This window comes from Nonomuraea sp. NPDC051941, from assembly GCF_044593615.1.
Genome location: NZ_JBIUCF010000049.1, coordinates 42134 through 65387, shown reverse-complemented (window position 1 = coordinate 65387; position 23254 = coordinate 42134). Strand labels below are relative to the sequence as shown.

The window sequence follows — 23254 nt, the reverse complement described above, 5'->3', positions numbered from 1 at the left end:
GGCGGCGGTCGTCGTCCATGCCCGTCACATCGGTCCGTAGTCGGCGGCCGTCATGTACGTGATGCCGAGACCGGGCAGGCGCTCGCGCAGGCCGTAGCGGTCGAGCCCCAACTCGCCCTTGGCGAATGCCTCGCGGGCCGCGGCCTCCTTCGCGGCCCTGGCGGCGGAGGCGGAGATGCCTCGCTCGAGGTCGCCCCGCGGCACCACCAGCACTCCGTCGTCGTCGCCGAGGATCGTGTCGCCGGGCCGGACGAGCTGCCCGCCCACGGTGACGGGCACGTTGACCGCGCCGGGCGTCGCCTTGACCGTGCCCTGGGCGCTGACGGCCGCGCTCCACACCGGGAAGCCCATGGCCCGCAGCCCGGCGACGTCGCGCACGCCCGCGTCGATCACCAGCCCGCGCACGCCCCGGGAGCGGAGCGAGGTGGCCAGCAGCTCACCGAACATCCCGTCGGTGGACGGCGAGGCCGTGGTCACGACCAGGATGTCGCCCTCCTGGCACTGCTCGACCGCGACGTGGATCATCAGGTTGTCGCCCGGCCAGCACAGCGCCGTGACCGCGTTGCCGCCCACGCTGCACCCGGGCCACGCGGGGCGCAGCCCGGGCCCCAGGTAGCCGGTGCGGCCGAGCGCCTCGTGGACGGTCGCGACGCCGTACGCGGCCAGGGTGTCGATCCGGTCGAGGCTCGCCCGCGGCGTGCCGGTGACGACCACGTGTCTCATGCCAGCACGTCCGTCACCTGCGGGTAGAGCCGCATGTAGGCCTCGCCCATGGTGTCGTGCGGCAGACCGAGGTTGGGGCCCGCGTTGCGGCGCAGCTGCACCCCGCGGCGCTTGGCGAGGTCGGTGTAATAGTCCCACATGTGCTGCTGGGCCGGCAGACACTCCATCGCCTTGCGCTTCCTGTCGAACACCGGGGTGATGTCGAGCAGCACGTCGGGCTTGAAGTCACACTGCTCGGGCTGGTGCGGCTCGAAGAAGAACACGGGTGGCGCGCCGAGCGGCTCGCCCGGCGCGTCGTAGCCCGCCGCCTGCGCCAGCACGCGCGCCTGCAACGCCATGCGGGCCGCGGCGGGGTGGTCGCCGTTGTACGGGTCGGCCAGCGGATGCGTCAGCACCACGTCGGGCTCGACCTCCCGGTAGATCCGCACCAGCCGGTCGACCAGCTCCGGGGTCTCCACCAGGGGATAGTCGCCCGCGTCGAGGAACTCGATCTCGGCGCCCAGGGCCGCGGCGGCGTTCTGCGCCTCCTCGCGGCGGATCGCCTTGATCTCGTCGAGAGTGCGGCCGGCGCGCCACGCCTTCGCGGACTCGCCGCGCTCGCCGAAGCTGAGACAGACCACCTTGGCCCGCTCGCCGCGGCCGGCCGCGAGCGCTATGGCGCCGCCCGCGCGCCAGACGAAGTCGCCCGCGTGGGCGCTGATCACCAGAAGTGTGGGGGTCATTGCCGAGGTCACTCGCTGACGCTACGAGCCGATCGATCAGATTGTCAACAGTTTCATCGACAGTCTGCCTCTAGCGCAACATCGGGCCTAGTTGAGCGTGGACTTCGACAATATTGTCAACGATATGGCTTCTCTCGTGCAGGTGGCAGTGCTCGGCCCTCCGCTCCCGAACGTGTTCCCAGCCGCCAGGTAGGTCTTGGCTGGGATTGAGCTAAGTCTGAGCTCAGCCGATCACCGGGTAGCTGCTCGACCCGAGGCCGCCGCCGGGCCACGGGCCGATCGCCATGGAGCTGTTCACCACTGACGGTGCGACTCCCGGTTGGGTCTCCCGGTCCGTTCCGGTCCTGCCATCGAGGACGACGGGCCCGTTGGCGGTTCTTCCGTAGACGACCCCATGCCAGGCTCCGGTCACGAGGGGAACCAGGCGCCCGTCGCCCTTCGTGATCGACCACAGCCACGAGCCGGTCTGCGCGTCGAGCGCGGCGACCCAGTCATTGCCTGAGCAGACTGCGATGGCCTGCTCGTCGTACCGGCAATTCAACGGATGCGGGGCTGGTTTACCGGACTTCTCCTCGGTGACGGTCACCGCCTGTCCCGTCGTGATCTCCACGACATCGACGTACTTCTTCCCGCCCGGGTCGGTGCGTCCTCGGACGACTGCCTTGGAGGGGCCGGCCGGGAATACCTCGACCGAGTAGGCGTCGCGGGGCGACGCCCATCGCTGCCGGCCGGTCCGCGCGTCGATCCCGCGGACCTGGACCTTCGGCGTCCGCCCGGTTCCGGGCTGTTGGCCCGTGACCATCCCCGCCGCCACGGCTCGGGCCTCGAACCCGCGCATGCTCCACCGCACCTTGCGGCTACTCAGGTCCAGCGCGTACGTGTCGCCGCGTCGAGCCGACAGCGACGGGTCCACGATCCGAACGACCCCCACCCCGTCGGCCACACCCGCGAACGAGACCTCGACGCCACTCGAACGGCCCGTCCCGGTCCACCCCTCGATGGGGATCTCGGTACGCCAGTCGGTCTTCCCGTTCTCTGGGTCGATCGAGACGACCTCGACCAGCGGGCGGCCGGGGGTAGTGCCCTGTCCCGGTGCCTCGCCGAGGAACGGCGCGAGCACGGTCGGCCGGCCTTGGACGGACGTGAGCGTCGGCAGCGCGATCACCGTGCCGATTTTCGGCTGCGGGTAGGTCGGCTTGATCACCTTCCGCACCTTGTTGGCGCGAGTGTCGATCAGGCGGATCTCCTCCCCGGAGGACACGGTCGGCTTGCTGCCATGGATCGGGACGACCGCCGTTGTGCCGTGCAGCAGCACCTCATCCGCGTTCGTGGAGACTTCCAGCGGCGCGGCGGCGGCGGCGTTGAAGCGGGTGGGCGGGTCGATGGACTTGAGGTCGACCGGCGGCCTCGACGTGAAGCGGTTGCCGGGGTCCACCGGTTCGATCGGCGTGATCGGCGTGGACGTACACCCGCCAACCGCCGCCAGCACCAGCACGATTCCCGTGACAAATCGCATCGCATCCCCATCGTCGGCATTCACGTTCGCCAATGCAGCAAACTACTGGCTCGCGCGGGCCGGCCCGTTCGGCGTCCGCCCCGAATCGACGCCGGAGCCCGCCGCACCGGGGGATGACACCGAGCACCCGCCAGGTGAAGGTGCTGCTGCACTCGAGCGAGCTGCTGGTGTCCGCTGACCGGAAGCTCATCGCTCGGCACGAGCGACTGATCGCCAAGGACTCCTGTCAAGGGGCGTCCTGCGACGGATGGGACCATGCAGTCCGCAGCTGAGCCACCGAGGCCAGGGGCGGGCCCCTATCCGAAAAGCGCGATCTTCGGGACGCGGCCCGGATAGTCGCAGGCCATGTCCCTTGGTTCAATCTAAGTCGCACCCAGCAGCCCGATGAGCGGGATGGCCGTTCCCGGTTACGACTGATGACGTTCCCCGACGGGCCATGCGATCTGGGCGCGGAACGCGGTAAGTCCACGATCCCGAAGTACGAGTAAGGAAAATATGAAGCCTGTCAAAAAGGCAATGATCAGCACGACGATGCTTGGCGCGGTCCTCTGTCTCACGTCCGTGCTGGGGGTCCCAGCTGCTCAGGCTGAAGTATGGCGTTGCGAGCCATACGTCGATACCACCCGCAACGTGGGACAAACCACCTGCTACGAAGGCTACGGCAACTATCGCGTAGTGGTCGAATGCAACTCGGCCCACTGGCCGTACACCAGAAACATCGACGGCCCGGTGGTGTACAAAAGCACAGAGCAGCAGTTCGGGCCGACTTCCTCGGTCTATGGGCAGCCAAATGGCTGCCATGTCGTTCGCGCGTGGACCGTCGCCCTTTGACCTCAGCCCTCCGTGCGCCCAGCAGGACGGAGTACGAGGGCGTGACGTAATGGCTGATCGAAAGCTTGTCTCGTCCGCGTAGCTGCCAGGAAGCCCGTGACAGGCCGGCGGCTTCGGCTGGAAAAAGCTGGTCCGCAGAGTCGCGAATCGGGCGTTCCGTCAGTGTGATCTGAGCGGCGACAAGGGAGCGCAGCTGCTCCGGACATAGGGCCAGGCGGTCGGCAAGGGGTCCTCCAGGCAGGACGAAGGGCGGGGACCGTACGGTTCCCGCCCTTCGTTTCCGGAGGTCAGGCCACGGCCGCTTCCGGTGTCCGCAGCGTCCCGGCCGGCTCGCGGTCGAGCGGCTGGGGCGGGGCGTTGACCGATCACTACGACAGGCATCGGCCGCATCAGGCTCGTGGGCAGCGACCACCCGATCACGATAAGCATGTGGTGGTGCCGATGGAAGGCCGGATCAAGCGCCACGAAATGCTCGGAGGGGTGATGAGCGAGTTCCGCCGAGCCGCATAGCTCGCGGTCGGCGAAACTCCAGATCAAACCACACGCGCGAGTTTCGAAGCCCTACAGGCTTGTGGCGACAGATCCACCGGCGGGCGAGCGCCTTGAACCCGGTCTGCCCAGGACTGCCGTCTTCTTCCCCGGCTGACCGGTCAGGGGTCATCCCGTCTCTTGGTCAAAGCCCTGTATCCGTGCGGCTCGGACAGCTTTGTTCCACGAGCCCGGCAATTCGCTGAGTTCACATCAGTGCCGAGCGCCTGGCCTGGCAGTGCCTCCGGTATTGGGTCATCGCGGAGGCACTGCCGAAGCTGACATTGATAAGCATCCGTCCGGATGATCGCTGGATATCCGTAGCGGGATCTGCTCGCTCGCTGGACTAGTTGGGACTTACCTGGATATAGAGATCCACCCAGCTGGTGCCAGGCCTGCAGTCATAGTCATACCACTCACCTCTCTGCAGCCCGAGATTTCCGCGCTGAGCGCATGACCACCAAGGATTCGGCCCGTAGAAGGTGTCGTAGTAACGGAAGGGCGACATCGCGCTGGGAGAAGTAGCGTTTGCCGTCGCCGCGTGAGCGGGTGCGGTCGCGAGGAGGCCGGCCGCCAGGGCGGCGCTCACGCCCGCGAGCGCCAGGAACTTCTTCATGTAGATCTCCAAATTCGGTACGTGCTTTCGTGCATTCACAAAAGCGCTTCCATCAAGGATTGTCGCCGAGGCCTGAACCCGGCTGCGAGAACTTCGAGTGAACACGGGGGGAATATTGATTATGCATGCTTTAGGTATATCCCCATGGTGGGATGCGTGGGTATTTTAGTGCGCCCTCTCTCGAAAGCTATCCGATAACCGCAATAAGGTTTTCGTTTTCTGGATCGCAATAATGTTGAGTTGGCCTCAAGAGGTGGCGCTAAAGCGATCCGCGGGCCCGGCTGCTGGACGGCCAGGCGTGGGAACAGGCGCGGCCGCGCGTGCTGCTCTCACTGGAGCAGGAGCAGGAGCTGGAGCCCGCCGGACACCTGGCCGAGCTCGCGAGCGCGCTTACGCCCGGGTGCTGGACGGGCTGGGATCCAACACCGCGGTGCAGTTCGTCGGCGGCCGCCTGCGGCTGGAGAAGCCCGGCGCGCTGGCCGAACCTCCGCTGATGAAGGAGCTGCGTGCCCTGGTCGACGGCATGCTGCCCCGGCTGGGACGGCCGAGGCCGGCCAGGTGCTGGTGACGGGACCTGGCCCGCAACTCGGGCGCGGTGCGCCCGGCGGCGGCCAGGTAGGGTCAGCGCCGAGTGGCGCAGTTGGTGCAGCGTCCAGCCGTCGCCGGGTGTGCCGCCGCGGGTCGCCCGCACGGCGACCATGCCCGTACCCAGCCGGTCAACATGATGATCAGCGCGTGTCGCTACTGGCTGCTCGGCTGTTCCTCCAGGCCGGAAGCACAAGAGATGATCAACGTGATGAGGTCGCGCATCGGGGTCAGGAGGTCCGGGTAGGCCTTGGCGTTGAGGTCGTACAGGCGCAGGGCGCCGTTGCGCCGTACCGTCAGCAGATCCGCATCGCGCAAGATCTTGAGATGGTGGGAGGTGGCAGGCTGGGACAGCTTCAGGTGCGCAGCGATGTCACCGACGCTGCGTGGGGCCGCGGACTCCAGGAGGAAGACGACGATCTCCTGCCTGCGCTCATCCCCCAGAGCGGTGAACAGCGGCCGGGTCCGCGCGAACAGCGCGAGGACGTCCTGGGCCCCGATCGAGCCGCTCATGCGGGCAATGAGTCGCGCAGAGCGGACAGATGGCCGACCGGCAGCGTCCTGGCGGCGCCTTCGGCGATCCAGCCGTCCAGCATCAGCCGCGTCTGCGCGCTCACCTTCGTGAAATGCGTCTCCAGGTAGCTGCGCAGGTTGAAGGGGAGCAGCCATGGCAGCACGCGCAACGCCAAGCCCACGGCCCAGGACGGGACGGAGACGGGAGCGCGCAGCCCGTACTGAGCGGAGACCACGGCGACGGCCTCCCGGACGGACGCGGTAGCGCCCCGCAACCGTGTGCTCGACGCGGGCAGCCTCCAGCCGGAGGCCTCCAACTCGGCGATGTAGGGGATCATGCGGGCGGCGGCGAGCTCCCCCGCACCGGCCCGCGTCACCCGCTTGGCCCGCACGCCACCGGCCTGAAGTGCGGCGACGACCTGCGGGGCGCGCGCTCCGGTGACGCCCACCGCCGAACCGGGTGGCACCCAGTACGCCACCCCCGGCGCGGGGACCTCTCGCTCCAGCGGCGCCTGGTAGGCGAGCAGCGTCGGGGCCACCTGGACGATCTGCTCCTGTGGCCAGACCCGGGCGAGGGTGCTCAGATCGCCCGGGTCCTGGCCGATGGTGACCACCGTCGCCGCTCCGGCCGCCGCGCGCAGCGCACGCGTCCACTCGCCCCGCAACGCGGGCGAATCCACGCAGAGCCACACCATGTCCCACTGTTCGCGGCGCGGCTCACTGATCACCTCGTACGGCACAATCCGCTCGCTCACCGGCGCTCGCCCCCGCCTGAGCCGGTACAGCGATGCCCCTTCCCAGCTCTCCCGGCCCGGCCTCACCAAATAGCTGACCCGGGCCCCGGCCGCGGCCAGCCACAACCCGAAGACCTGCCCCAGCGCCCCGGCCCCGACAATCAGCACCTTTGACATCGCTGCTCCATATATCTAAATATTTGGATATGTAGAACATTATCATCGCAGAAGTCCCCAGCTTCCGCAGCGACCAGCGTGCCACCCGTCACGCTGACCAGCTCCCTGGCAATGTTCATGTTCGGGAGGCTCGGTGTTACCTGTCGGACTCGCGGTGCCCTTGCTGGCCGCGGCGTCAGCCCTCGTCTCGCTCCCCGCCAACGCGTCCACCGCTGACCATCCGGCCGGCAAAGGCGCCCGTAACCGCCACCCGTCTGCGCAGGCCGTACGGCAGAGCACGCCCACCCGCCGTCGCCGTCCGGCGGGCCGCCGCTGGTCGCGTGCAACGCCGAGGCCGTACGCGGGGCCGACGTGGTCATCGCCGTGACCACCGGCGCCGACAGCCTGGCCGCCTGCGAGGAATCCCGCCCCAACCTCAGGCCCGGCGCGCTCTACGCCGACCCGTCCACGAGCGCGTGCGGCGACAAGCTGCGCGTCGCCGAGCTGGTGGCGTCGGGGGGCGCGTCGGCCGTGGACGGCGCGATCATGGCGCCCATCCCGCTGCGGGGCCTGGCGACCCCCATCCTGGCCAGCGGCGACGACGCGGCCCGCTTCGCCGACTTCGCCGGCCGCCACGGCATGGACATGACGCCGATCGGCGGCTCGCCCGGCGACGCGGCGGCCCGCAAGCTGCTGCGGAGCGTGCCGGTGAAGGGGCTGAGCGCGCTCGTCATCGAGTCCCGGCGCGCCGCCGAGGCGGCAGGGCTGGGGGAGTGGTTCTGGGAGCACCTGCTGGAGACGGTGTCCGCGGCCGACGAACGGTTCGTGGTGCGGCTGCTGGAGGGGGCGGGGCAGTACAGCGTGCGCCGGGTGCACGAGATGCACGCGGCCACCTGGATGCTGGAGTCCCTCGGGGTGCCGCACGCCATGACCGCCACCCTGGAAGAGGTGACCCGCACCGACGTCCCACCCTCCCCGGGCAGGCCGTGATGGCGGCCCGCCCGCCGGTGGTCTCCGAGGCGATGGCGGCTCGTCAGTCGGCGGCCTCCAGGGCCTTGGCGACGCTGCGCAGGTGCTGCTGCATGGCCGTCTGCGCCGCCTCGGGGTCGCGGGCGACGATGGCGGCCACGATCAGCTCGTGCTGCGGCAACGACAGCGCCGCCCGCCCCGGCTGCCGGGCCAGGCGGAACTTGTGCCGGATCACCTGCGCCCCCAGCCGTTCGATGATCGACGCCGAGGTCTGGTGGGCGGCGATCTCGCGGACCTTGGCGTGCAGCGTCGCGTTGAGCTCGGAATATCGGTCGAGGTCGTTGCGCTCCACGGCGGCGCGCATCTCGGCGACGATCTCCCGCAGCCGCCCGGCCTGCTCGGGGGTGACGCGCTCGGCGGCCTTGGCGGCGGACAGGCCCTCCAGCACCATCCGCACCTCCGTGATCTCGATGGCCTCCGCCTTGGAGATCGCCCGTACGCGGGCGCCCTTGTTGCGTAGGATCTCGACCAGCCCCTCCGAGGCCAGCTCTCTGAACGTCTCGCGCACGGCCGCGCGGGTGGCCCCGAACTGCTCGCATACGTCGGCCTCGACCAGCCGCTGGTTGGGCACGAAGTCCCCGCCGAGCACGGCCGCTCTGAGCCGGTCAGTCAGCGTCTCCTCCAGCGGGGACTCAGGGGTCACGGAATCCTCCCGTAGTTGAGCTTCGTTGACAATATTATCGACAATTATCCCAGGCGGCCTGAACCCGCGCGGACCTTGGGCTTTGATCGTTTAGACCCGATCTGTCGGTGAGCTCCGGTAAGTTCCCGGTTCATTGATCAGCCGGTCGCGAAGGCGCGGGCATTCCCGCCTGCGCCCGTGAGCCGGCCGGGGCGGGAGGGTTCGAGGTCGTGGACGCGGACAGAGCCGCGTGGGAGCAGCACAGCGTGGTACGGGTGGTGCCGCCTGTCGAGCCGAGGAAGCTGGCGAAGGTTCCCTTCGTCGAGCTGGCCGACGGGCGGTTGCAGGGGGTCGTGTCGAGCGGATCCGACATCGAACGGGTCTACGTCTCGTCCATCACCGCCGGCACCCACGCTTTGAGCTGCAGCACCAACAACAACCGGCCGTGCGGCGCGCTGCACGGCTACGCCTGCAAGCACATCCACCAGCTGGCCGACGAGGCGGTCCTGCAGTACGGGCTGGACCGGGTGGCCCGTTACCTGGGGGTGGAGGTGCCGGAGGGCCAGTCCCTGATGTCCTTCATCAAGGGACCGGTCGAGCGCACCCCGGCCGCCGTGGTGTTCAGCAGGTTCCTGCGCCACCTGGCCTACCTGGAGGTGCCCGACAGCACGGAGCCGCTGGCCGAGCTGCACTGGTTCCCCGCGACGAAGGCGGTGCGCTGATGCTCGACGTACAGCTCGGAGAGCTGCAGGGCGACGCCCCGGCCGGGGCCGGCGAGGCGCTCGACCTGGTGACGGGGTTCGACGACGCGCTCACCCACGGGTTCGCCCGGCTCGGCGAGGAGGCGTCCGGGGCGCTGGCCGCCCTGGCGGGCGCGCTGGCCGGCAGCCCGCTCGGCGACCGGCTGGCCGAGGCGGCGGAGAAGGTGAGCGCCGGGTCGGTCGGCGACGAGCACCTGGCGGCGCTGGCCGGCGGGCGGGCCGCGCTGCTCGGCGCGGTGCACGACGCGCTGCTCGCCCGGTTCGACACGGCGCTGGGCCGCACCCGCGCGGCCTGGGAGCCCGCCGGAGACGCGGGCGACCCGGCGGGCGTGCTGGCCGCGTGCCGGGGCTGGCTGCGCGAGCTGGCGATCACCGGCTGGCGCGGCGTCGACCACGACGTGGTCTCCTCCGCCGATCCGGCGATCGAGGCGCTGCTGGCCACGCCCGGGCTGCGCGGGCTGGCGGTGCTGCTCGACGGCCTGGCCGCGGAGCTGCGGGCGTCCTGCCCGGTGGGCACGATGGACCGGCTGCCCGTGCGCAGGTGGGCCGACCTGTGGACGCGCGCCCTGCTGCTGTCCCAGAAGGGCACGTGGTACGGCGCCGCCGAGCCGGTCTCGGGGCGGCTGCTGATCCTCGGCGCCGACGTGCACGAGCACGCCACCGTGGTGCGGGTGCAGGTCCACGGCATCCTCGAGCCCGCGGGCGGCGCCCCCTCCCGGCTGGTACGCACGAGCGTGGCGGCCGCGAAGGTGGACACGATCTCCGGCCCGTCCGTGTGGCGGCTGATGGGCGACCACCCCGTGCTCATGGGCGCGCTGGCCGGGCACCTCAGCCTGGAGCTCACCGACATGCCGCTGCTGCCGGGCGGCGACCTGGTGTGGCACGACGGCAAGGCGAGCGCCGGCGCGGCGGCCGACCCGTTCGCGACCGCGCGGGTCCAGCTCGCCGAGGCCGTGGCCCCGGCGACCCCGCCGCTCGACCGCCATCCCGTACGCATCGCGGAGCCCGTCTTCCTGGAGGGCTACACGATCCGCGACGAGACGCTCGACCTGGGCGGCAGCTCGCTCCCGGTGACCCTCGACCGGCTGCCGGCCTGCGGGCCGCTCACGCCCGAGCTGGTGTCGGCCTCCTCCGCCTGCATCGGCCTGATGCGCTGGGACGGCGGGCAGTGGCTCCTGCAGCCGCTCGCCGTGCAGGCCACGGTCAAGAAGAAGGCCGTCACCGCGCACAACGGCGACTGGGCCATGGGCCCCACCGACCCCAAGGTGGTCAAGGCCGAGGCCAAGGCCGGCGACGTGGTCGCCGTGCTGCGCGAGCGAGCAGGGCGGCTGCTGCGGAAATGACCGACACAGACAACGACACCGGCAACGACACCGACAGCGTGCAGGACTCCGACGCGACCCGGCGCCAGGTGCTCTACTGGCGCCTGCTGTCGCGCGTGTTCGGCGCCGACGAGCAGCCCACTCTGGAGCGGGCGAGCGTGGCCATCGTCGACGACCTCGGCCTCCCCGCCGCCCTGCTCGACCCGGGCGTCTCGATCGACAACCTCGTGCAGCGCTTCCCCGGCCTGGCCGACGAGCTCCAGGACCTCATGGCCGAGAAGGAGCACGAGGACGGCGGTGAGGTCCGCCGCGCGGCCCTGGTCTCCAAGCTGCTGCTCAACGTGTTCTCGACGGGCACCGGCAACGTCACCGCGGGCCGGCTGGAGAGCTGGAAGAAGGACGCCGGCTGGTTCGAGCGCGGCATGGGCAGCGAGCCGGGCGGGCTGCGCCACAGCCCCGGCGACGAAGAGGTGGCCGCGGTCCTGGCGGGCATCGAAGGCGACCTGGTCAAGCGCATGCACCTGCGCGAGGTGCTGGCCGACCCGGCGCTGTCCAGGCAGCTCACGCCCAGCATGTCGCTCATCGAGCAGCTGCTGCGTGACAAGTCCAACCTGTCGGGCGTCGCGCTGGCCAACGCCAAGGCGCTGATCCGCAGGTTCGTGGACGAGGTCGCCGAGGTGCTGCGTACCCAGGTGGAGAAGACCAGCGTGGGCGTCATCGACCGGTCGGTGCCGCCGAAGCGGGTCTTCCGCAACCTCGACATCGAACGCACCATCTGGAAGAACCTCACCAACTGGAGCCCGGAGGACCAGCGCCTCTACGTCGACCGGCTCTACTACAAGCAGACCGCCCGCCGCACCACCCCGGCCCGCCTGATCGTGGTCGTCGACCAGTCGGGCTCGATGGTGGACGCGATGGTCAACTGCACCATCCTGGCGTCGATCTTCACCGGGCTGCCCAAGGTGGACGTGCACCTCATCGCGTACGACACCCGGGCCATCGACCTGACCCCGTGGGTGCACGACCCGTTCGAGGTGCTGCTGCGCACCACGCTCGGCGGCGGCACCGACGGCACGGTCGCGATGGCCCTGGGCCGGCCGAAGATCACCGATCCGCGCAACACCGTGATGGTGTGGATCTCCGACTTCTACGACAACCGATCGCTGATCAACGACTTCGAGGCGATCCACCGCTCGGGGGTCAAGTTCATCCCCGTCGGCTCGGTCAACAGCTCCGGAAACGCGAGCGTCGACCCGTGGTACCGCCAGAAACTCAAGGACCTGGGCACTCCCGTGATCTCAGGCCATATCCGGAAGCTCGTCCTCGAGCTCAAGAACTTCCTCGCTTAGGAGATTTCACCCATGAGTGACGACATGCTGCGCGCCCCCGCAGAGGTGAAGTACGCGGAGGAGCTCGACTGGCTGGAGTCGATCGACGACGGCCCCAAGCCGTTCTCGTGGCGGCTGAGCCCCCGCATGATCAGGCTGTTCATCCTCGGCTCCGAGCGCTCCGACGGGCTCGACCGGGAGATCTCCCAGAAGTGGTTCGGCGACCGCAGCTTCGTCGAGCGCAGCATCGTGACCCTGGCCTCCGACCGGGGCCTGCTGCTGATCGGCGACCCGGGCACCGGCAAGAGCTGGCTGGCCGAGCTGCTGTCCGCGGCCATCTGCCGCAACTCCACCCTCGTGGTCCAGGGCACGGCGGGCACGACGGAAGACCACATCAAATACTCCTGGAACGTCTCCATGGTCATCGCCAAGGGCCAGTCCCGCGACTCGATGATCCCCTCGCCGATCATGACGGCGATGGAGACGGGCGTGATCGGCCGCTTCGAGGAGCTGACCCGCTCGACCAGCGACGTGCAGGACGCGCTGATCTCGATCCTGTCGGAGAAGTACGTCTCCATCCCCGAGCTCGACGACGACAACATCGTCTTCGCCCAGCCCGGCTTCTCCATCATCGCCACCGCCAACAGCCGCGACCGGGGCGTCAACGACCTGTCCTCGGCCCTCAAGCGCCGCTTCAACTTCGTCCGCATCCCCGTCGTGACGAACAAGAAGAGCGAGGCGGAGATCGTCCGCTTCCGCACCGAGGAGCTGCTGCGCCGGCACAAGATCGAGCTCGACCTGCCGCCGACGCTGCTGGACATCCTGCTGCAGAGCTTCGCCGACCTGCGCTCGGCCGCCGCGTCGGCCACCAGCGACGACGAGAAGCTGGAGTCGGCGCTGTCCACGGCCGAGCAGATCGGCGTGCTGGAGGACGCCATCCTGCACAGCAACTTCTTCGGCGACCGCGTGCTGCGCGCGCAGACCCTCGCCGGCTCGCTGGTCAGCTCGCTGGCCCGGCGCAGCCCCGAGGACCTCGCGATCCTCAACAAGTACTGGCACGGCGTCGTCGAGCCCCGCAGCAAGAAGGACGGCGGGGAGTGGCCGGAGTTCCTCGAGGGCGGCCGCGAGGCCATCGCCACCCTCTCATGACCGGCCAGACGAGCCCGTTCGGCGCGCTCCGCGAGCAGCTCCTCGACGCCGCCGGCGCGTTCGCCGGCAGTCCCGTGGCCGTGTCGGACATCCTGTCCGGCCTGGTGGACGACGTGGACCGGGCGCTGCGCGAGGAGCTGGAGATCTTCCCGGTCTGCCACCACTCGCCGGCCTCGGCGCTGGCGATGGTGCGCAGGCTTCGCGAGAAGCAGCCGAAGGTCATCTACCTGGAGCTCTGCGAGGACCTGCGGCCGCTGCTGACCGAGCTGCGCAACTGCCGGCTGCCGGTGGCGGTGCAGGCGTTCGCGACCGACATCGACGGCTTCCCGCCGTCGTGGGCGCCGCTCAGCGTGGTGGCGCCCATCACGGAGGCGTCCGCCGAGTACCAGGCCATCTCGTACGCGCTGGAGACCCCCGGCGTCGAGCTGGTGCTGGTCGACCGCTCGACGGACCACGTCTTCCAGTGGGCGCCGAACGAGGAGCCCGGCAAGAAGGAGCACGCCGAAGAGGCCGGCCTGCACGGCGACGCGGTGGGCGTCGAGCTCGGCGACCTGCGCCCGCGCTTCGCCGAGCTGGAGGAGCACCTGCTGCACCACGGCAAGGTGCGCCACTGGTCCGAGTGGTGGGACCAGTACGTCGAGCAGCCCCTGTCGGGTGCCGACTACGACACCTACCGCCAGGTCATGGTGCTGATCGGCAGCCTGTTCCGCCGCCTCGACCGCGACGGCGGCCGGCGGACCGTGGACGAGGACCGCGAGCGCTACATGTGGACCAGGATGCGCGAGCACCTGGCCACCTCGGGCGCCGACCCGGCCGACTGCCTGTACGTGTGCGGCGCCTTCCACGCCGCCAGCCACGTCGAGCAGTTCGGGCTGAAGTCCACGGCGACGTTCGAGATCACCCCGCGAACCGGCACGAAATGGGTGTACGGCCTCATCCCGTCCAGCCACTCGGCCATCGAGGCGCAGTTCGGGCTGGCCTCCGGCTCCGTGTCGATCGCGGCGGCGACCTGGGACAAGGCGCTGACCCGCGGCAAGCTGACCCCGTTCCAGCTGGCCGGGCAGAGGGGCGCGCGCAAACGCGTGGCCAAGCTGCCCGCGCCCGTCCCCCAGGGCGAGGTGGCCGACCAGCTGACCGGGTTCCTGTCGAAGCCGCCCGCGCTCGACGAGCTGGACGAGGCCGAGCTGCTCGGCTGGAGCGTGGAGATCGTCCGGCTGGCCCGCCGCAACGGCTACCTGGCCAGCACCGCCGACGCCATCGCCGTGTTCGAGACCTCGATCCTGCTCGCCGGCATGCGCAACCGGGCCAGGCCCACCCCGTACGACTTCCAGGACGCGGCCGTCACCTGCATCGAGAAGGACGTCGTGCCGGGCCGCCGCGACGTGCGGCGGCTGTGCGAGATCATGCTCGGCGGCGACCGCGTCGGCGAGGTCGGCTACGACGCCCTGCCGCCGTTGGCCCGCGACGTGTACGACCGGCTCGCGCCGCTCAAGCTCGACCTGGAGAAGCGCACGATCCAGCGGGCGCTGCTCGACCTCAACGCCAACCCCGAGCTGGTGCCCTGCTCCGACCTGCTGTGGATGCTGCGGTACCTGCTGCCGTCGGAGGCCGTCCGCCCCATCATGGGCGAGCGCGGGCTGGGGGAGCGCTCGATCCAGGAGAGCTGGGACCTGGCGTTCGGCAAGCACCAGCGCTCGATCATCGAGCTGGGCTACGAGGGCGTCACCATCGAGCAGGTGATGGAGCAGCGGCTGCGCCGTTCGGTGTGGGACCCCAAGGCCACGGCGGCCGTCGCGCTGGCGGCCGTCGAGGACGCGGTGCTCTTCCTCGGCAGCCGCCGCTTCGCCGACGAGCTGGGGCAGCGGGCGGTGGAGCTGCTGGCGTCCGAGCGCAGCGTGGACGACGCGCCCGAGGTGCTGCGCAGGATCCGGCGGCTGATGTCCTACTACCGCGCCCACGAGCCGGAGCTGCCGGCCTGGTGCGAGGAGTTCGCGACCTCCGGCTACGCGCATTACTGCACCCTCCTGCCGACGGCCTTCGTGTCCGACGACACGGGGGCGCGGCAGGTGGCGGCCATGCTGGGGTTCCTGTTCTCCATGGAGAGCCTCGCGCTCTCGCTGGGCTGCGACCGGGCCCAGCTGGAGCTGGCCGTGCAGCAGTCGCACCCGGAGGCGCCGGACAAGGTGGCGCTGCTGTGGGCGGCGCGGACCCAGCTCGGGCTGCTGCCGCTGGCCGAGCTGCGGGCGCGGTGCGACGAGCTGCTGGCCAACCCGCTGGTCGTCCCGTCGTTCCCGCTCTACATCCTGGGGTTCGTCCAGGCGATGGAGCCTGTCCCGACCCTGTCGGGCTTCGTGGTGGAGGTGATCTCGAAGGCGTTCGGTCAGCTGCCCGACCGGGTGCTGCTGCCGTGGCTGCCGAAGCTGATCACGACGCTGCGGGACCAGGCGGGCGAGCTGATGCCGGTGCTCGTCCGCGAGGCCGGGCGCACGTTCCCCGGCACGCTGGCCGCCGTGGACGGCTGGGTGCCGCCGTGGACGGCGCGTCCCGCCGCAGCACGGGTCGGGTCGGAGCCGGTCGCGTCGGGGCCGGTGGCCGAGCTGCTCCTGGGGCATCCGGCCGCGTGTGACGCGGTGGCCGGGCTGCTCGGCTGCGAGGGCTTGTGGCAGGCCCCGGCGCCGGGCCGCGGGGAGGTGGCCGCGCTCCTGGCCGGCCACCCGGAGCCCGCTCTGGCGCTGGCGGGCCTGCTCGCCTGACGCCGCGGGCGGTCCCGTCCGGTACGGGGCCGCCCGCGCTCTCCGGGAGATGAATCACCGGGAAACAGCGCATGACGTTTCTCTGACCAGGGCAAATATGTCCATTTATGTCGCCCTCCGGGGTCATCCACGAGGGCCTTCCGAATCGTAGTATCCGGTGCTGAAGCTCCTGCGCGATTCGAAGAGGGAAGCAGTGTCGCGTCCGCAATCGGGGGATCACCTCGGTCAGATCGCCGCCTACCGCCTCGTCCGGTTCCTCGGCGAGGGCGGGCAGGGCGTGGTCTACGTGGGCCTGAGCCCGTCGGGCGACGAGGTCGCGATCAAGGTGCTGCACGCCCGGCTCTCGGACGATCCCGAGGCGCGGCGGCGGTTCTTCAGGCAGGTGGACCTCGCCCGCCGGGTCGCCCCCTTCTGCACCGCCCGGGTGCTGGACATGGGCATGCAGGCCGACCGGCCGTACATCGTGAGCGAGTACGTACGCGGCGAGTCCCTCGAACGCGCCGTCAGGGAGGACGGCCCCCGCACCGGCGGCGGGCTGGAACGGCTCGCGGTCGCGACGGCGACGGCGCTGGCCGCCATCCACCGCGCCGGGGTCGTCCACCGCGACCTGAAGCCGGGCAACGTCATCCTCGGGCCCGAGGGCCCCGTGGTCATCGACTTCGGCATCTCGCGGGCGCTCGACCACGCCGTCACGCAGACCGGGGTGTTCGGCACACCCGGGTACATGGCGCCCGAGCAGGTGAGCGGCGGGGAGGTGGGGCCTGCGGCCGACGTGTTCAGCTGGGCGGCCACGATGGTGTTCGCGGCGACGGGGCGGCGGGCGTTCGCCGGGGAGTCGGTGGCGGCGGTGCTGCACGCGCTCCTGTACGACCCGCCCGACCTGTCCGGAGTGCCCGCATCGCTCCGGTCGCTGGTGACCACGTGCCTGGACAAGAACCCCGCGCGGCGGCTCACGGCGGACGACCTGGTCCGCGCCCTGACCGGCGACGACACCCTGACCATGCCCGACGCCTCGCCGCCCGACTTCGAGGACGCGCCGCCCCGCCGGGTGCCGCGCCGCGCGGTGCTGGCCGTCGGAGTGGCCGCCGCGGCGGCGGCCGTGGCCGTGGCGATGTGGCCGCGCGAGCGGGATCCGGTACGCCCGGCCGCGCCCGCCCTCCGGTTCGGCGCGGAGCTCGGCAAGCCCCTGACCGGCCACACCAACGACGTGCGGGCGGTGTCCCTGGGCACCCTCGACGGCGTCCCCGTCACCCTGACCGGCTCGGACGACGAGACCGCCCGCCTGTGGAACCTCCGCACCTCCCAGCAGATCGGCCGCCCGCTCGCCGGCCACACCGAATGGGTCAGATCGGTCGTCCTCGACCAGCTCGACGGCGCGCCGATCGCCGTCACCGCGAGCGACGACGACACCGCCCGCGTCTGGGACCTCCCCGCCGGCGCGTCCCGCGTCCTGGCCGGGCACGAGGGTGACGTCAAGTGCGTGGCGACCGGCCGGATCGGCGGCCGGCACGTCGCCGTCACCGCCTCCACCGACGGCACCGCCCGCGTCTGGGACCTGCGTACGGCCAAGGAGTACGGCGACCCGCTGACCGGCCACGAGAGCGGGGTATGGGCGGTGACCGTCGGCCAGGCCGCCGGCACGACCGTGGCCGTCACCACCGGCGACGACGGGACCGTGCGCGTCTGGGACCTGGCCTCCAGGAAGCAGCTCGGCCGGTCGCTGACCGGCCACTCCGGCTGGGTGCGGTCGGTGGCGCTGGGCTTCCTGAACGGCACGCCCGTGGTGGTCACCGGCGGCGAGGACATGACCACCCGGGTCTGGGACCTGATCGCCTGGAAGCAGCTCGGCACCCCGCTCACCGGCCACACCGGCGTCGTCTGGTCGGTGGCGATGGGCAACCTCGACGGCACGCCCGTGGCGGTCACGGGCAGCGAGGACAGAACGGTACGCGTGTGGGACCTGAACACCAGGAGACCGCTCGGCAGCCCGTTCACCGGGCACTCCGACTGCGTATGGTCGGTGGCGGTGGGCCTGCTCGACGGACGGCCGGTCGCCGTCAGCGGCAGCCGCGACCAGACCGCCCGCACCTGGAACCTCGCCCCGGTCCGCTGACCAGCCCGACCCCCGCAGCCCGCGCGGGCCGGCAGCCCGGCCGGCCCACGCGGTGTCCCTGCTGCCGGTGACGCATCCTTTCTGGTCGGCGCCTAAGCGCGATCACCGCTCACACCCGGAGATACGCGGAGGATGCGAGAAGAGTTCACGCTTGGCCGGAAGAGTCGATCAGTGCAGGTCAGGCGGGGCGGCGTTGAAGACGAGGCGCGGCGGGTGGCCGCCGAACAGCTGGCTGACGGTGACGAACCGGTAGCCGCGCCCGGCCAGCTTCCGCAGCACGCGCGGGATGGCCCGCACGGTCGTCGGGTGGATGTCGTGGAACAGGATGACGCTGCCGGGCCGCACCGACCTGAGCGCCCGGCGGGCCACCGTGGCGCTGCTGCGGTAGCGCCAGTCCAGGGTGTCCACGCTCCACAGCACCATGGGTCGGCCGGTCTGGCGGCGCACGGTGGCGTTGATCGCCCCGTACGGCGGGCGGACGAGCCTGGGCACGATGCCGGTGATCGCCCTGATCGCCTGGTCGGTGCGGCCCAGCTGGGAGCGCACCCGGGCGGGCGACAGTCTCGTCAGGTCGGGGTGCGACCAGGTGTGGTTGCCGATCTCGTGCCCGGCCGCGACGGTGCGGCGCAGGACTCTGGGGTACGTCACGACGTTGCTGCCCACGACGAAGAACGTGGCTTGGGCGTGGTAGGCGGCCAGGTAGGCCAGCAGCGTGTCGGTGTAGGGGCCGGGGCCGTCGTCGAACGTGAGCGCCACGCACTTGACGCGGCGGCAGTCCACGCGGGGCCGCGGCCGCGGCCGGACCTCGGCCCTGTCGTCGGGGGCGGCCATCGCCGCCACGCCCTGAGCTCCGGCCGCCGCCGCGCCCCACGCCCCGGATACCGCCGCGCTCGTGGCCGCGGCCGGTGGTGGAGCCGCGTGGGCGGCCTGGGAAGGCGCCGCCAGTGTGCTCGCGCCGCAGGTCATCGCCACCAGCACCGCAGTGGCGACCGTCCTGGCCGTCCCCCGCCTGGCCCCGCCCAGGAAGGGCGGGCGTGACCTCGCACCGATGTCCATCGATCCCCCTCGCGCACCGCCCCCGGCGCGTCTCCCCATAGTGACGACCCCGGCGGGGATCGTTCCACTGAGTACGACAACCGCCGCCCACTCCTGGTTCGCCGGAGACCGCTTTCCAGATGACGAAACCCGGCAGTGACCGACCCGACCAGTGGTGCTTGACCGCCGTGTGGGGCTGGGCGGCTACATTGCGCGACGGTAGCCCCTGGTATTTATCGCGCACGTGTTCTATCGGGCGGGTTCAACTCTTGGTATCATTATGGTCACGTAACGTTAAACCGGGAGGGCGAGTACCCATCATGCGAGCGTGCCCGCTCGGCCACTGTCCAACGGCATCGGCAGTCCGGCATGCCCCCGCCCGCCCGTCGGCCACCGACCGCGCCACCACCGCACCGACGGCCCTCCGGCATGGCTGAGCTGCGCCCGATCGCCCCCGCCTTCGTCGTGCCCGGCCCGTCCGGCGTCGCCGTCCGCGACCGGCTCAAGCACCTCACTCCCGCAGACGAGCAGGTGCTGCGCCTGGTCGGCGCGCATCACCCGTCGGCTGTCACTGCCCGTCGGGAAGAAGGGCACCCGCAAGGAGCCTGGCGGATACCGGTCAGCACAGGAGTGGTTCGCCAAGTCCCGCCGCCTCGGCGTGTTGCAGGATCGGCTGCAGCAACGGCGGGCCGACCGGCAGGCCGGGCGGGTGCGTGTGGTGCGGGGCGGCAAACGGCTGGCCCGTGCTCGGCACCACCTGGAGGCCGCCGGGCTCACCGAGGCCGAGTGGCGGCGGCAGTGGGAAGCCACACGCTGGTTCCTGTCCGCCGACGGAGAGTCAGGCAAACGCTACGGTAACGAGACCATCCGCATCACCCCTGATGGCCAGGTGTCGATCCGGCTGCCCGCGCCGCTGGCGCACCACGCGAACGCGCCGCACGGCCGCTACGAGCTGGCCTGCCGGGTGGCCTTCGCCCGCCGACGCAGCGAGTGGGCCGATCGAATCGAGGCCAACCGGGCGGTGGCCTACCGCATCCACCTGGACGCGGCACGCGACCGCTGGTACATCACCGCCTCCTGGCAGATTCCCGCGGCCCCGGCCGTGCCCCTCTCGGCTGCGCTCGCCGCAGGGGTGATCGGGGTGGACACCAACGCCGACCACCTGGCCGCCTGGCGCCTGGACAGCCACGGCAACCCCATCGGCGACCCCCGCCGCTTCACCTACGACCTGTCCGGCAACTCCGAGCACCGCGACGCGCAGGTCCGCCACGCGCTGACCCGGCTGCTGCACTGGGCAAGGGCCTGCGGTGTGAACGCCATCGCCATTGAAGACCTCGACTTCGATGGCGAGAAGACGCGGGAAAAGCACGGCCGCCGCAAACGCTTCCGCCAGGTGATCTCCGGCATGCCCACCAGCAGGCTGCGAGCCCGGCTGACCTCGATGGCCGACGCCACCGGGATCGCGATCATCGCCGCCGACTCGGCCTACACCTCCCGGTGGGGCGCCCAGCACTGGCAGGCCCCGCTGACCAGCAAGACCCGCACGACCACCCGCCACGACGCAGCCGCCGTGGCGATCGGCAGACGCGCCCAAGGGCACCCGATCCGGCGACGGACGGCACCGCCCCCTGCCCACCGGAGCGATGAGCAGGGGCATCGGACCGTCCAGGCCGGACCGGAAGCCCGCGGGCGTGAGGGACCCCGCCCCCGCATCCCCGGACCACGGACACGATCCGTGCCGCCCGGACGCGGCGCGAACGCGGGCGACCAGAACGCTCAACACCGTCCGGAGCGATCGGCTGAGCACGTACACCTCATGCTCAGTCCATAGGAACGGTCTGGAGGGGAGTCCGGGCAGCGAGCGGGGCCGTCAGCGGGACCAGGAGCGCTGGACGGCGTCGTGGACGCGGCGGCGGGCCGGGGGAGGCACGTCGCCGTCGGCCGCCACCGGGAGCGCGGGCCGCGCGGGCGGCACGAGCACCGCGGACTCCTCGTCCGTGACCGGCCGTTCGATCTCGGTGAACGCGCCGTCCGCGCCGCGCACGATCACGCCGGTCTCCACCCCGTGCGCCACCGTGTGCCGGTCGCGCGCCAGCAGCCCGAGGCAGATCCGGCGGGCGATCACGAACCCCAGCACCGGCCCCGCGACCACCAGGACCCGGAAGATCCACGTCGTCGCGTACAGCGAGATGTGGAAGGTCGAGGAGAGCACGTCGTTGCCGCCGGCCAGCCAGAGCACGCCGTAGTAGACGATCCCCGCGACCCCGAGGCCCACCCGGACCGGCGCCTCGCGTGGCCGGTCCAGCAGGTGGTGGATCGCGTGGTCCCGGGTGATCCACCGCTCCACGAACGGGTAGACCGCCAGCGCGGTGAACAGCAGGCCAGGCGCCCCCAGGGCCGGGATCAGCACGCTCATGGTCACCGTGTGCCCGAAGACCGTGAACTCCCACGGCGGCATGACCCGCAGCGCACCTTCGAGGAAGCCCATGTACCAGTCGGGCTGCGAGCCGGCGCTGACCGTGCTGGGCGCGTACGGGCCGTACAGCCAGATGGGGTTGATCTGGAACACCGTGGCCAGCGCCGCCACCACCGCGAGCACCCACAGGAAGAACACCGTCGTCTTGGCCAGGAACGCCGGGAAGAACGGCGCGCCCCGCACCACCCCGTCGTTCAGCCCCTTGGCCCTGAACTGGGTGTGCGTCTGCCGCCACGTGAGCACCACCGCGTGCAGCGGCAGGAGCACGAGCAGCAGCCCGGGGATCAGCAGCACGTGCAGGCTGAACAGCCGGGAGATGATGTCCGCGCCGGGGAACTCGCCGCCGAACAGGAACATCGCCAGGTACGTGCCCACCAGCGGCACCGAGATCGTGACCCCGTGCAGGATGCGCAGCCCCGCGCCGGACAGCAGGTCGTCGGGGAGCGAATATCCGAACAGCCCGTTGAGCATCACCAGCCCGAACAGGGCCACGCCGATCAGCCAGTTCAGGTCGCGCGGCTTGCGGAAGGCGCCGGTGAAGAAGTTGCGCAGCAGGTGGATGACGATGGCGCCGAGGAAGACGAGCGTGGCCCAGTGGTGCATCTGCCGCATCAGCAGGCCGCCGCGCACCTCGAAGCTGATGTCCAGCGTGGAGGCGTACGCCTGGCTCATCTGGACCCCGCGCAGTGGCACGTAGGCGCCGTCGTAGACGACTTCCTCCATGGTCGGCTTGAAGAAGAACGTGAGGAAGACGCCCGTGAGCAGGACGATCACGAACGCGTACAGCGCGATCTCGCCCAGCAGGAACGTCCAGTGATCGGGAAAGACCTTCCGCATCGCCTTCTTGAGGAACCCGGCCCCGCCGATCCGATCGTCGAGCGCCTGGGCCAGTGAGCTGGCCTTCATCATCACCCCGCCTATGACTGGATGGGTACGTCACAGACAAGACGGAATAGGACTGGGAAATGTGACAGTCAGGCGAAACGTTCTACGGTGACCGGAATCAGGCCCTGCTCGCGGATCGCCTGCCGGTGGTGGTCCAGCAGCGCCCCGAGCACGCCCGCCGGGCCGCTCCCGAGGCGTACGGTCACGTCCACGCACCACGCGATGCCCGCGCCGATCCTGCGCAGCTCCCACGCGAAGCCGTCGCCCGACGCCCGGCCCGCCACGCGCGGGTCGTCGGCGGGCTCCAGGCGCAGGGCCGCACGGGCGTTCGCCAGCCCGTCGGCGTCGAAGTCGCCCGCGAACAGGATGCGGTAGCGGTGCGCGTCCGGCGACGAGCCCAGGTCGAGCGGGGCGGTCGTGGGCAGGGGCTGGCGCTGCCGGAAGAGCCCGCGCAGCCGCTCCTCCCCGGGCAGCTCGCCCCCGCCGAGCCTCGCGTACGCCTGCGCCGCCGCGCGCCGGCCCATCGGGGTCACCAGCGCGCGGAGCCGGGCGTCGGAGCGCAGCTCGCGGCTCAGATCGGGGGAGGCGGACCACCTGCCGGCCTCCGGGCTCCACACGGCGCTGTCGATGCCGGCGGCGGTGTAATCCTGGTGGAGGGCGAACTCCTCCACGAGGATCCCGTCGGGGCCGGAGATCAGGTAGTAGTCCATCCGCCCCATGATTGTCCTGGGCGGATGGCACGGCAATCTCACACGCGGCGGCTCTCCCTTCGCGACGAAGCCCCGGACCGGGTGGCCGGGGTGCCGCATGTCCGCAGCCGTTCGGGGCAGAACTGGACCGGGCTATAGAAATACCGT

General features: G+C 70.9%; 20 protein-coding genes. 10 read left to right on the top strand and 10 right to left on the bottom strand.

The genetic code is table 11. From position 1 onward, the window contains the following. Nucleotides 1-24: 24 nt before the first annotated feature. From ACIHFD_RS52945 to ACIHFD_RS52935, 3 genes are all read right to left on the bottom strand, one after another. Complete coding sequence (locus ACIHFD_RS52945; RefSeq protein WP_397373370.1) at nt 25-723, bottom strand: 4-carboxy-4-hydroxy-2-oxoadipate aldolase/oxaloacetate decarboxylase; 699 nt, start codon at nt 721-723, stop codon at nt 25-27. Continuing rightward, entirely contained in the window at nt 720-1445 is a 726-nt protein-coding gene (locus ACIHFD_RS52940; protein WP_397373369.1) for a PIG-L deacetylase family protein, read from the bottom strand. The genes ACIHFD_RS52945 and ACIHFD_RS52940 overlap by 4 nt, the downstream gene beginning before the upstream one ends. A gap of 223 nt (nt 1446-1668) precedes the next feature. Further along, entirely contained in the window at nt 1669-2961 is a 1293-nt protein-coding gene (locus ACIHFD_RS52935; protein ID WP_397373368.1) for a PQQ-binding-like beta-propeller repeat protein, read from the bottom strand. A gap of 495 nt (nt 2962-3456) precedes the next feature. Between ACIHFD_RS52935 and ACIHFD_RS52930 the strand changes: the two genes are divergently transcribed. After that, nucleotides 3457-3792, top strand: coding sequence for a hypothetical protein (locus ACIHFD_RS52930; protein ID WP_397373367.1), 336 nt, complete (start codon nt 3457-3459; stop codon nt 3790-3792). An 874-nt stretch (nt 3793-4666) separates the two neighbouring features. Here ACIHFD_RS52930 and ACIHFD_RS52925 read toward each other — a convergent pair. Further along, a complete protein-coding gene (locus ACIHFD_RS52925; RefSeq protein ID WP_394492397.1) occupies nt 4667-4936 on the bottom strand; it encodes a hypothetical protein in 270 nt (89 codons plus the stop codon). 400 nt (nt 4937-5336) lie between these two features. On the opposite strand from ACIHFD_RS52925, the gene ACIHFD_RS52920 reads away from it, so the two are divergent. Next, nucleotides 5337-5504 carry a hypothetical protein gene (locus tag ACIHFD_RS52920; protein WP_397373366.1) on the top strand — a complete coding sequence of 56 codons (168 nt, stop codon included), beginning with the start codon at nt 5337-5339 and terminating at the stop codon, nt 5502-5504. A gap of 173 nt (nt 5505-5677) precedes the next feature. On the opposite strand, the gene ACIHFD_RS52915 is transcribed toward ACIHFD_RS52920, so the two are convergent. Beyond that, nucleotides 5678-6034 carry an ArsR/SmtB family transcription factor gene (locus ACIHFD_RS52915; protein WP_397373365.1) on the bottom strand — a complete coding sequence of 119 codons (357 nt, stop codon included), beginning with the start codon at nt 6032-6034 and terminating at the stop codon, nt 5678-5680. Then, nucleotides 6031-6945: a ketopantoate reductase family protein gene (locus ACIHFD_RS52910; RefSeq protein WP_397373364.1), complete on the bottom strand. Its 915-nt coding sequence runs from the start codon at nt 6943-6945 to the stop codon at nt 6031-6033. Before ACIHFD_RS52910 ends, ACIHFD_RS52915 begins: the two co-directional genes overlap by 4 nt. Nucleotides 6946-7296: 351 nt before the next feature. Here ACIHFD_RS52910 and ACIHFD_RS52905 point away from each other — a divergent pair, with 351 nt between their 5' ends. Next, a complete protein-coding gene (locus ACIHFD_RS52905; protein WP_397373363.1) occupies nt 7297-7914 on the top strand; it encodes a DUF1932 domain-containing protein in 618 nt (205 codons plus the stop codon). Nucleotides 7915-7957: 43 nt separating this feature from the next. Here ACIHFD_RS52905 and ACIHFD_RS52900 read toward each other — a convergent pair whose 3' ends face one another. Further along, on the bottom strand, nt 7958-8596 hold the full coding sequence (locus ACIHFD_RS52900; RefSeq protein ID WP_397373362.1) for a GntR family transcriptional regulator: 639 nt from the start codon (nt 8594-8596) through the stop codon (nt 7958-7960). A gap of 209 nt (nt 8597-8805) precedes the next feature. Here ACIHFD_RS52900 and ACIHFD_RS52895 point away from each other — a divergent pair, with 209 nt between their 5' ends. The 6 genes from ACIHFD_RS52895 to ACIHFD_RS52870 all read left to right on the top strand — a co-directional run bounded on the left by ACIHFD_RS52895 (nt 8806) and on the right by ACIHFD_RS52870 (nt 18001). Further along, complete coding sequence (locus ACIHFD_RS52895) at nt 8806-9297, top strand: hypothetical protein (protein ID WP_364259395.1); 492 nt, start codon at nt 8806-8808, stop codon at nt 9295-9297. Continuing rightward, nucleotides 9297-10679 carry a hypothetical protein gene (locus tag ACIHFD_RS52890; RefSeq protein ID WP_397373361.1) on the top strand — a complete coding sequence of 461 codons (1383 nt, stop codon included), beginning with the start codon at nt 9297-9299 and terminating at the stop codon, nt 10677-10679. Before ACIHFD_RS52895 ends, ACIHFD_RS52890 begins: the two co-directional genes overlap by 1 nt. Continuing rightward, nucleotides 10676-12007 (top strand): VWA domain-containing protein, encoded by a 1332-nt coding sequence (locus tag ACIHFD_RS52885; RefSeq protein ID WP_397373359.1) that lies wholly within the window; start codon nt 10676-10678, stop codon nt 12005-12007. The genes ACIHFD_RS52890 and ACIHFD_RS52885 overlap by 4 nt, the downstream gene beginning before the upstream one ends. A gap of 12 nt (nt 12008-12019) precedes the next feature. After that, nucleotides 12020-13135, top strand: coding sequence for an AAA family ATPase (locus ACIHFD_RS52880; protein ID WP_350736798.1), 1116 nt, complete (start codon nt 12020-12022; stop codon nt 13133-13135). After that, the gene (locus ACIHFD_RS52875) at nt 13132-15888 is read left to right on the top strand and encodes a DUF5682 family protein (protein ID WP_397373358.1); all 2757 of its coding nucleotides are present in this window, start codon (nt 13132-13134) and stop codon (nt 15886-15888) included. The genes ACIHFD_RS52880 and ACIHFD_RS52875 overlap by 4 nt, the downstream gene beginning before the upstream one ends. Before the next feature lie 193 nt (nt 15889-16081). Then, nucleotides 16082-18001 carry a serine/threonine-protein kinase gene (locus ACIHFD_RS52870; RefSeq protein ID WP_397373357.1) on the top strand — a complete coding sequence of 640 codons (1920 nt, stop codon included), beginning with the start codon at nt 16082-16084 and terminating at the stop codon, nt 17999-18001. Nucleotides 18002-18169: 168 nt separating this feature from the next. Here ACIHFD_RS52870 and ACIHFD_RS52865 read toward each other — a convergent pair whose 3' ends face one another. After that, entirely contained in the window at nt 18170-19057 is an 888-nt protein-coding gene (locus ACIHFD_RS52865; RefSeq protein WP_397373356.1) for a polysaccharide deacetylase family protein, read from the bottom strand. A gap of 307 nt (nt 19058-19364) precedes the next feature. On the opposite strand from ACIHFD_RS52865, the gene ACIHFD_RS52860 reads away from it, so the two are divergent. Then, nucleotides 19365-20867 (top strand): IS200/IS605 family accessory protein TnpB-related protein, encoded by a 1503-nt coding sequence (locus ACIHFD_RS52860; RefSeq protein WP_397373355.1) that lies wholly within the window; start codon nt 19365-19367, stop codon nt 20865-20867. Between the two features lie 39 nt (nt 20868-20906). Here ACIHFD_RS52860 and ACIHFD_RS52855 read toward each other — a convergent pair whose 3' ends face one another. Together ACIHFD_RS52855 and ACIHFD_RS52850 are read right to left on the bottom strand one after the other, a co-directional pair. Beyond that, complete coding sequence (locus ACIHFD_RS52855) at nt 20907-22421, bottom strand: cytochrome bc complex cytochrome b subunit (protein ID WP_397373354.1); 1515 nt, start codon at nt 22419-22421, stop codon at nt 20907-20909. A gap of 65 nt (nt 22422-22486) precedes the next feature. Further along, entirely contained in the window at nt 22487-23107 is a 621-nt protein-coding gene (locus tag ACIHFD_RS52850; protein ID WP_364259372.1) for a hypothetical protein, read from the bottom strand. Nucleotides 23108-23254 lie beyond the last annotated feature (147 nt).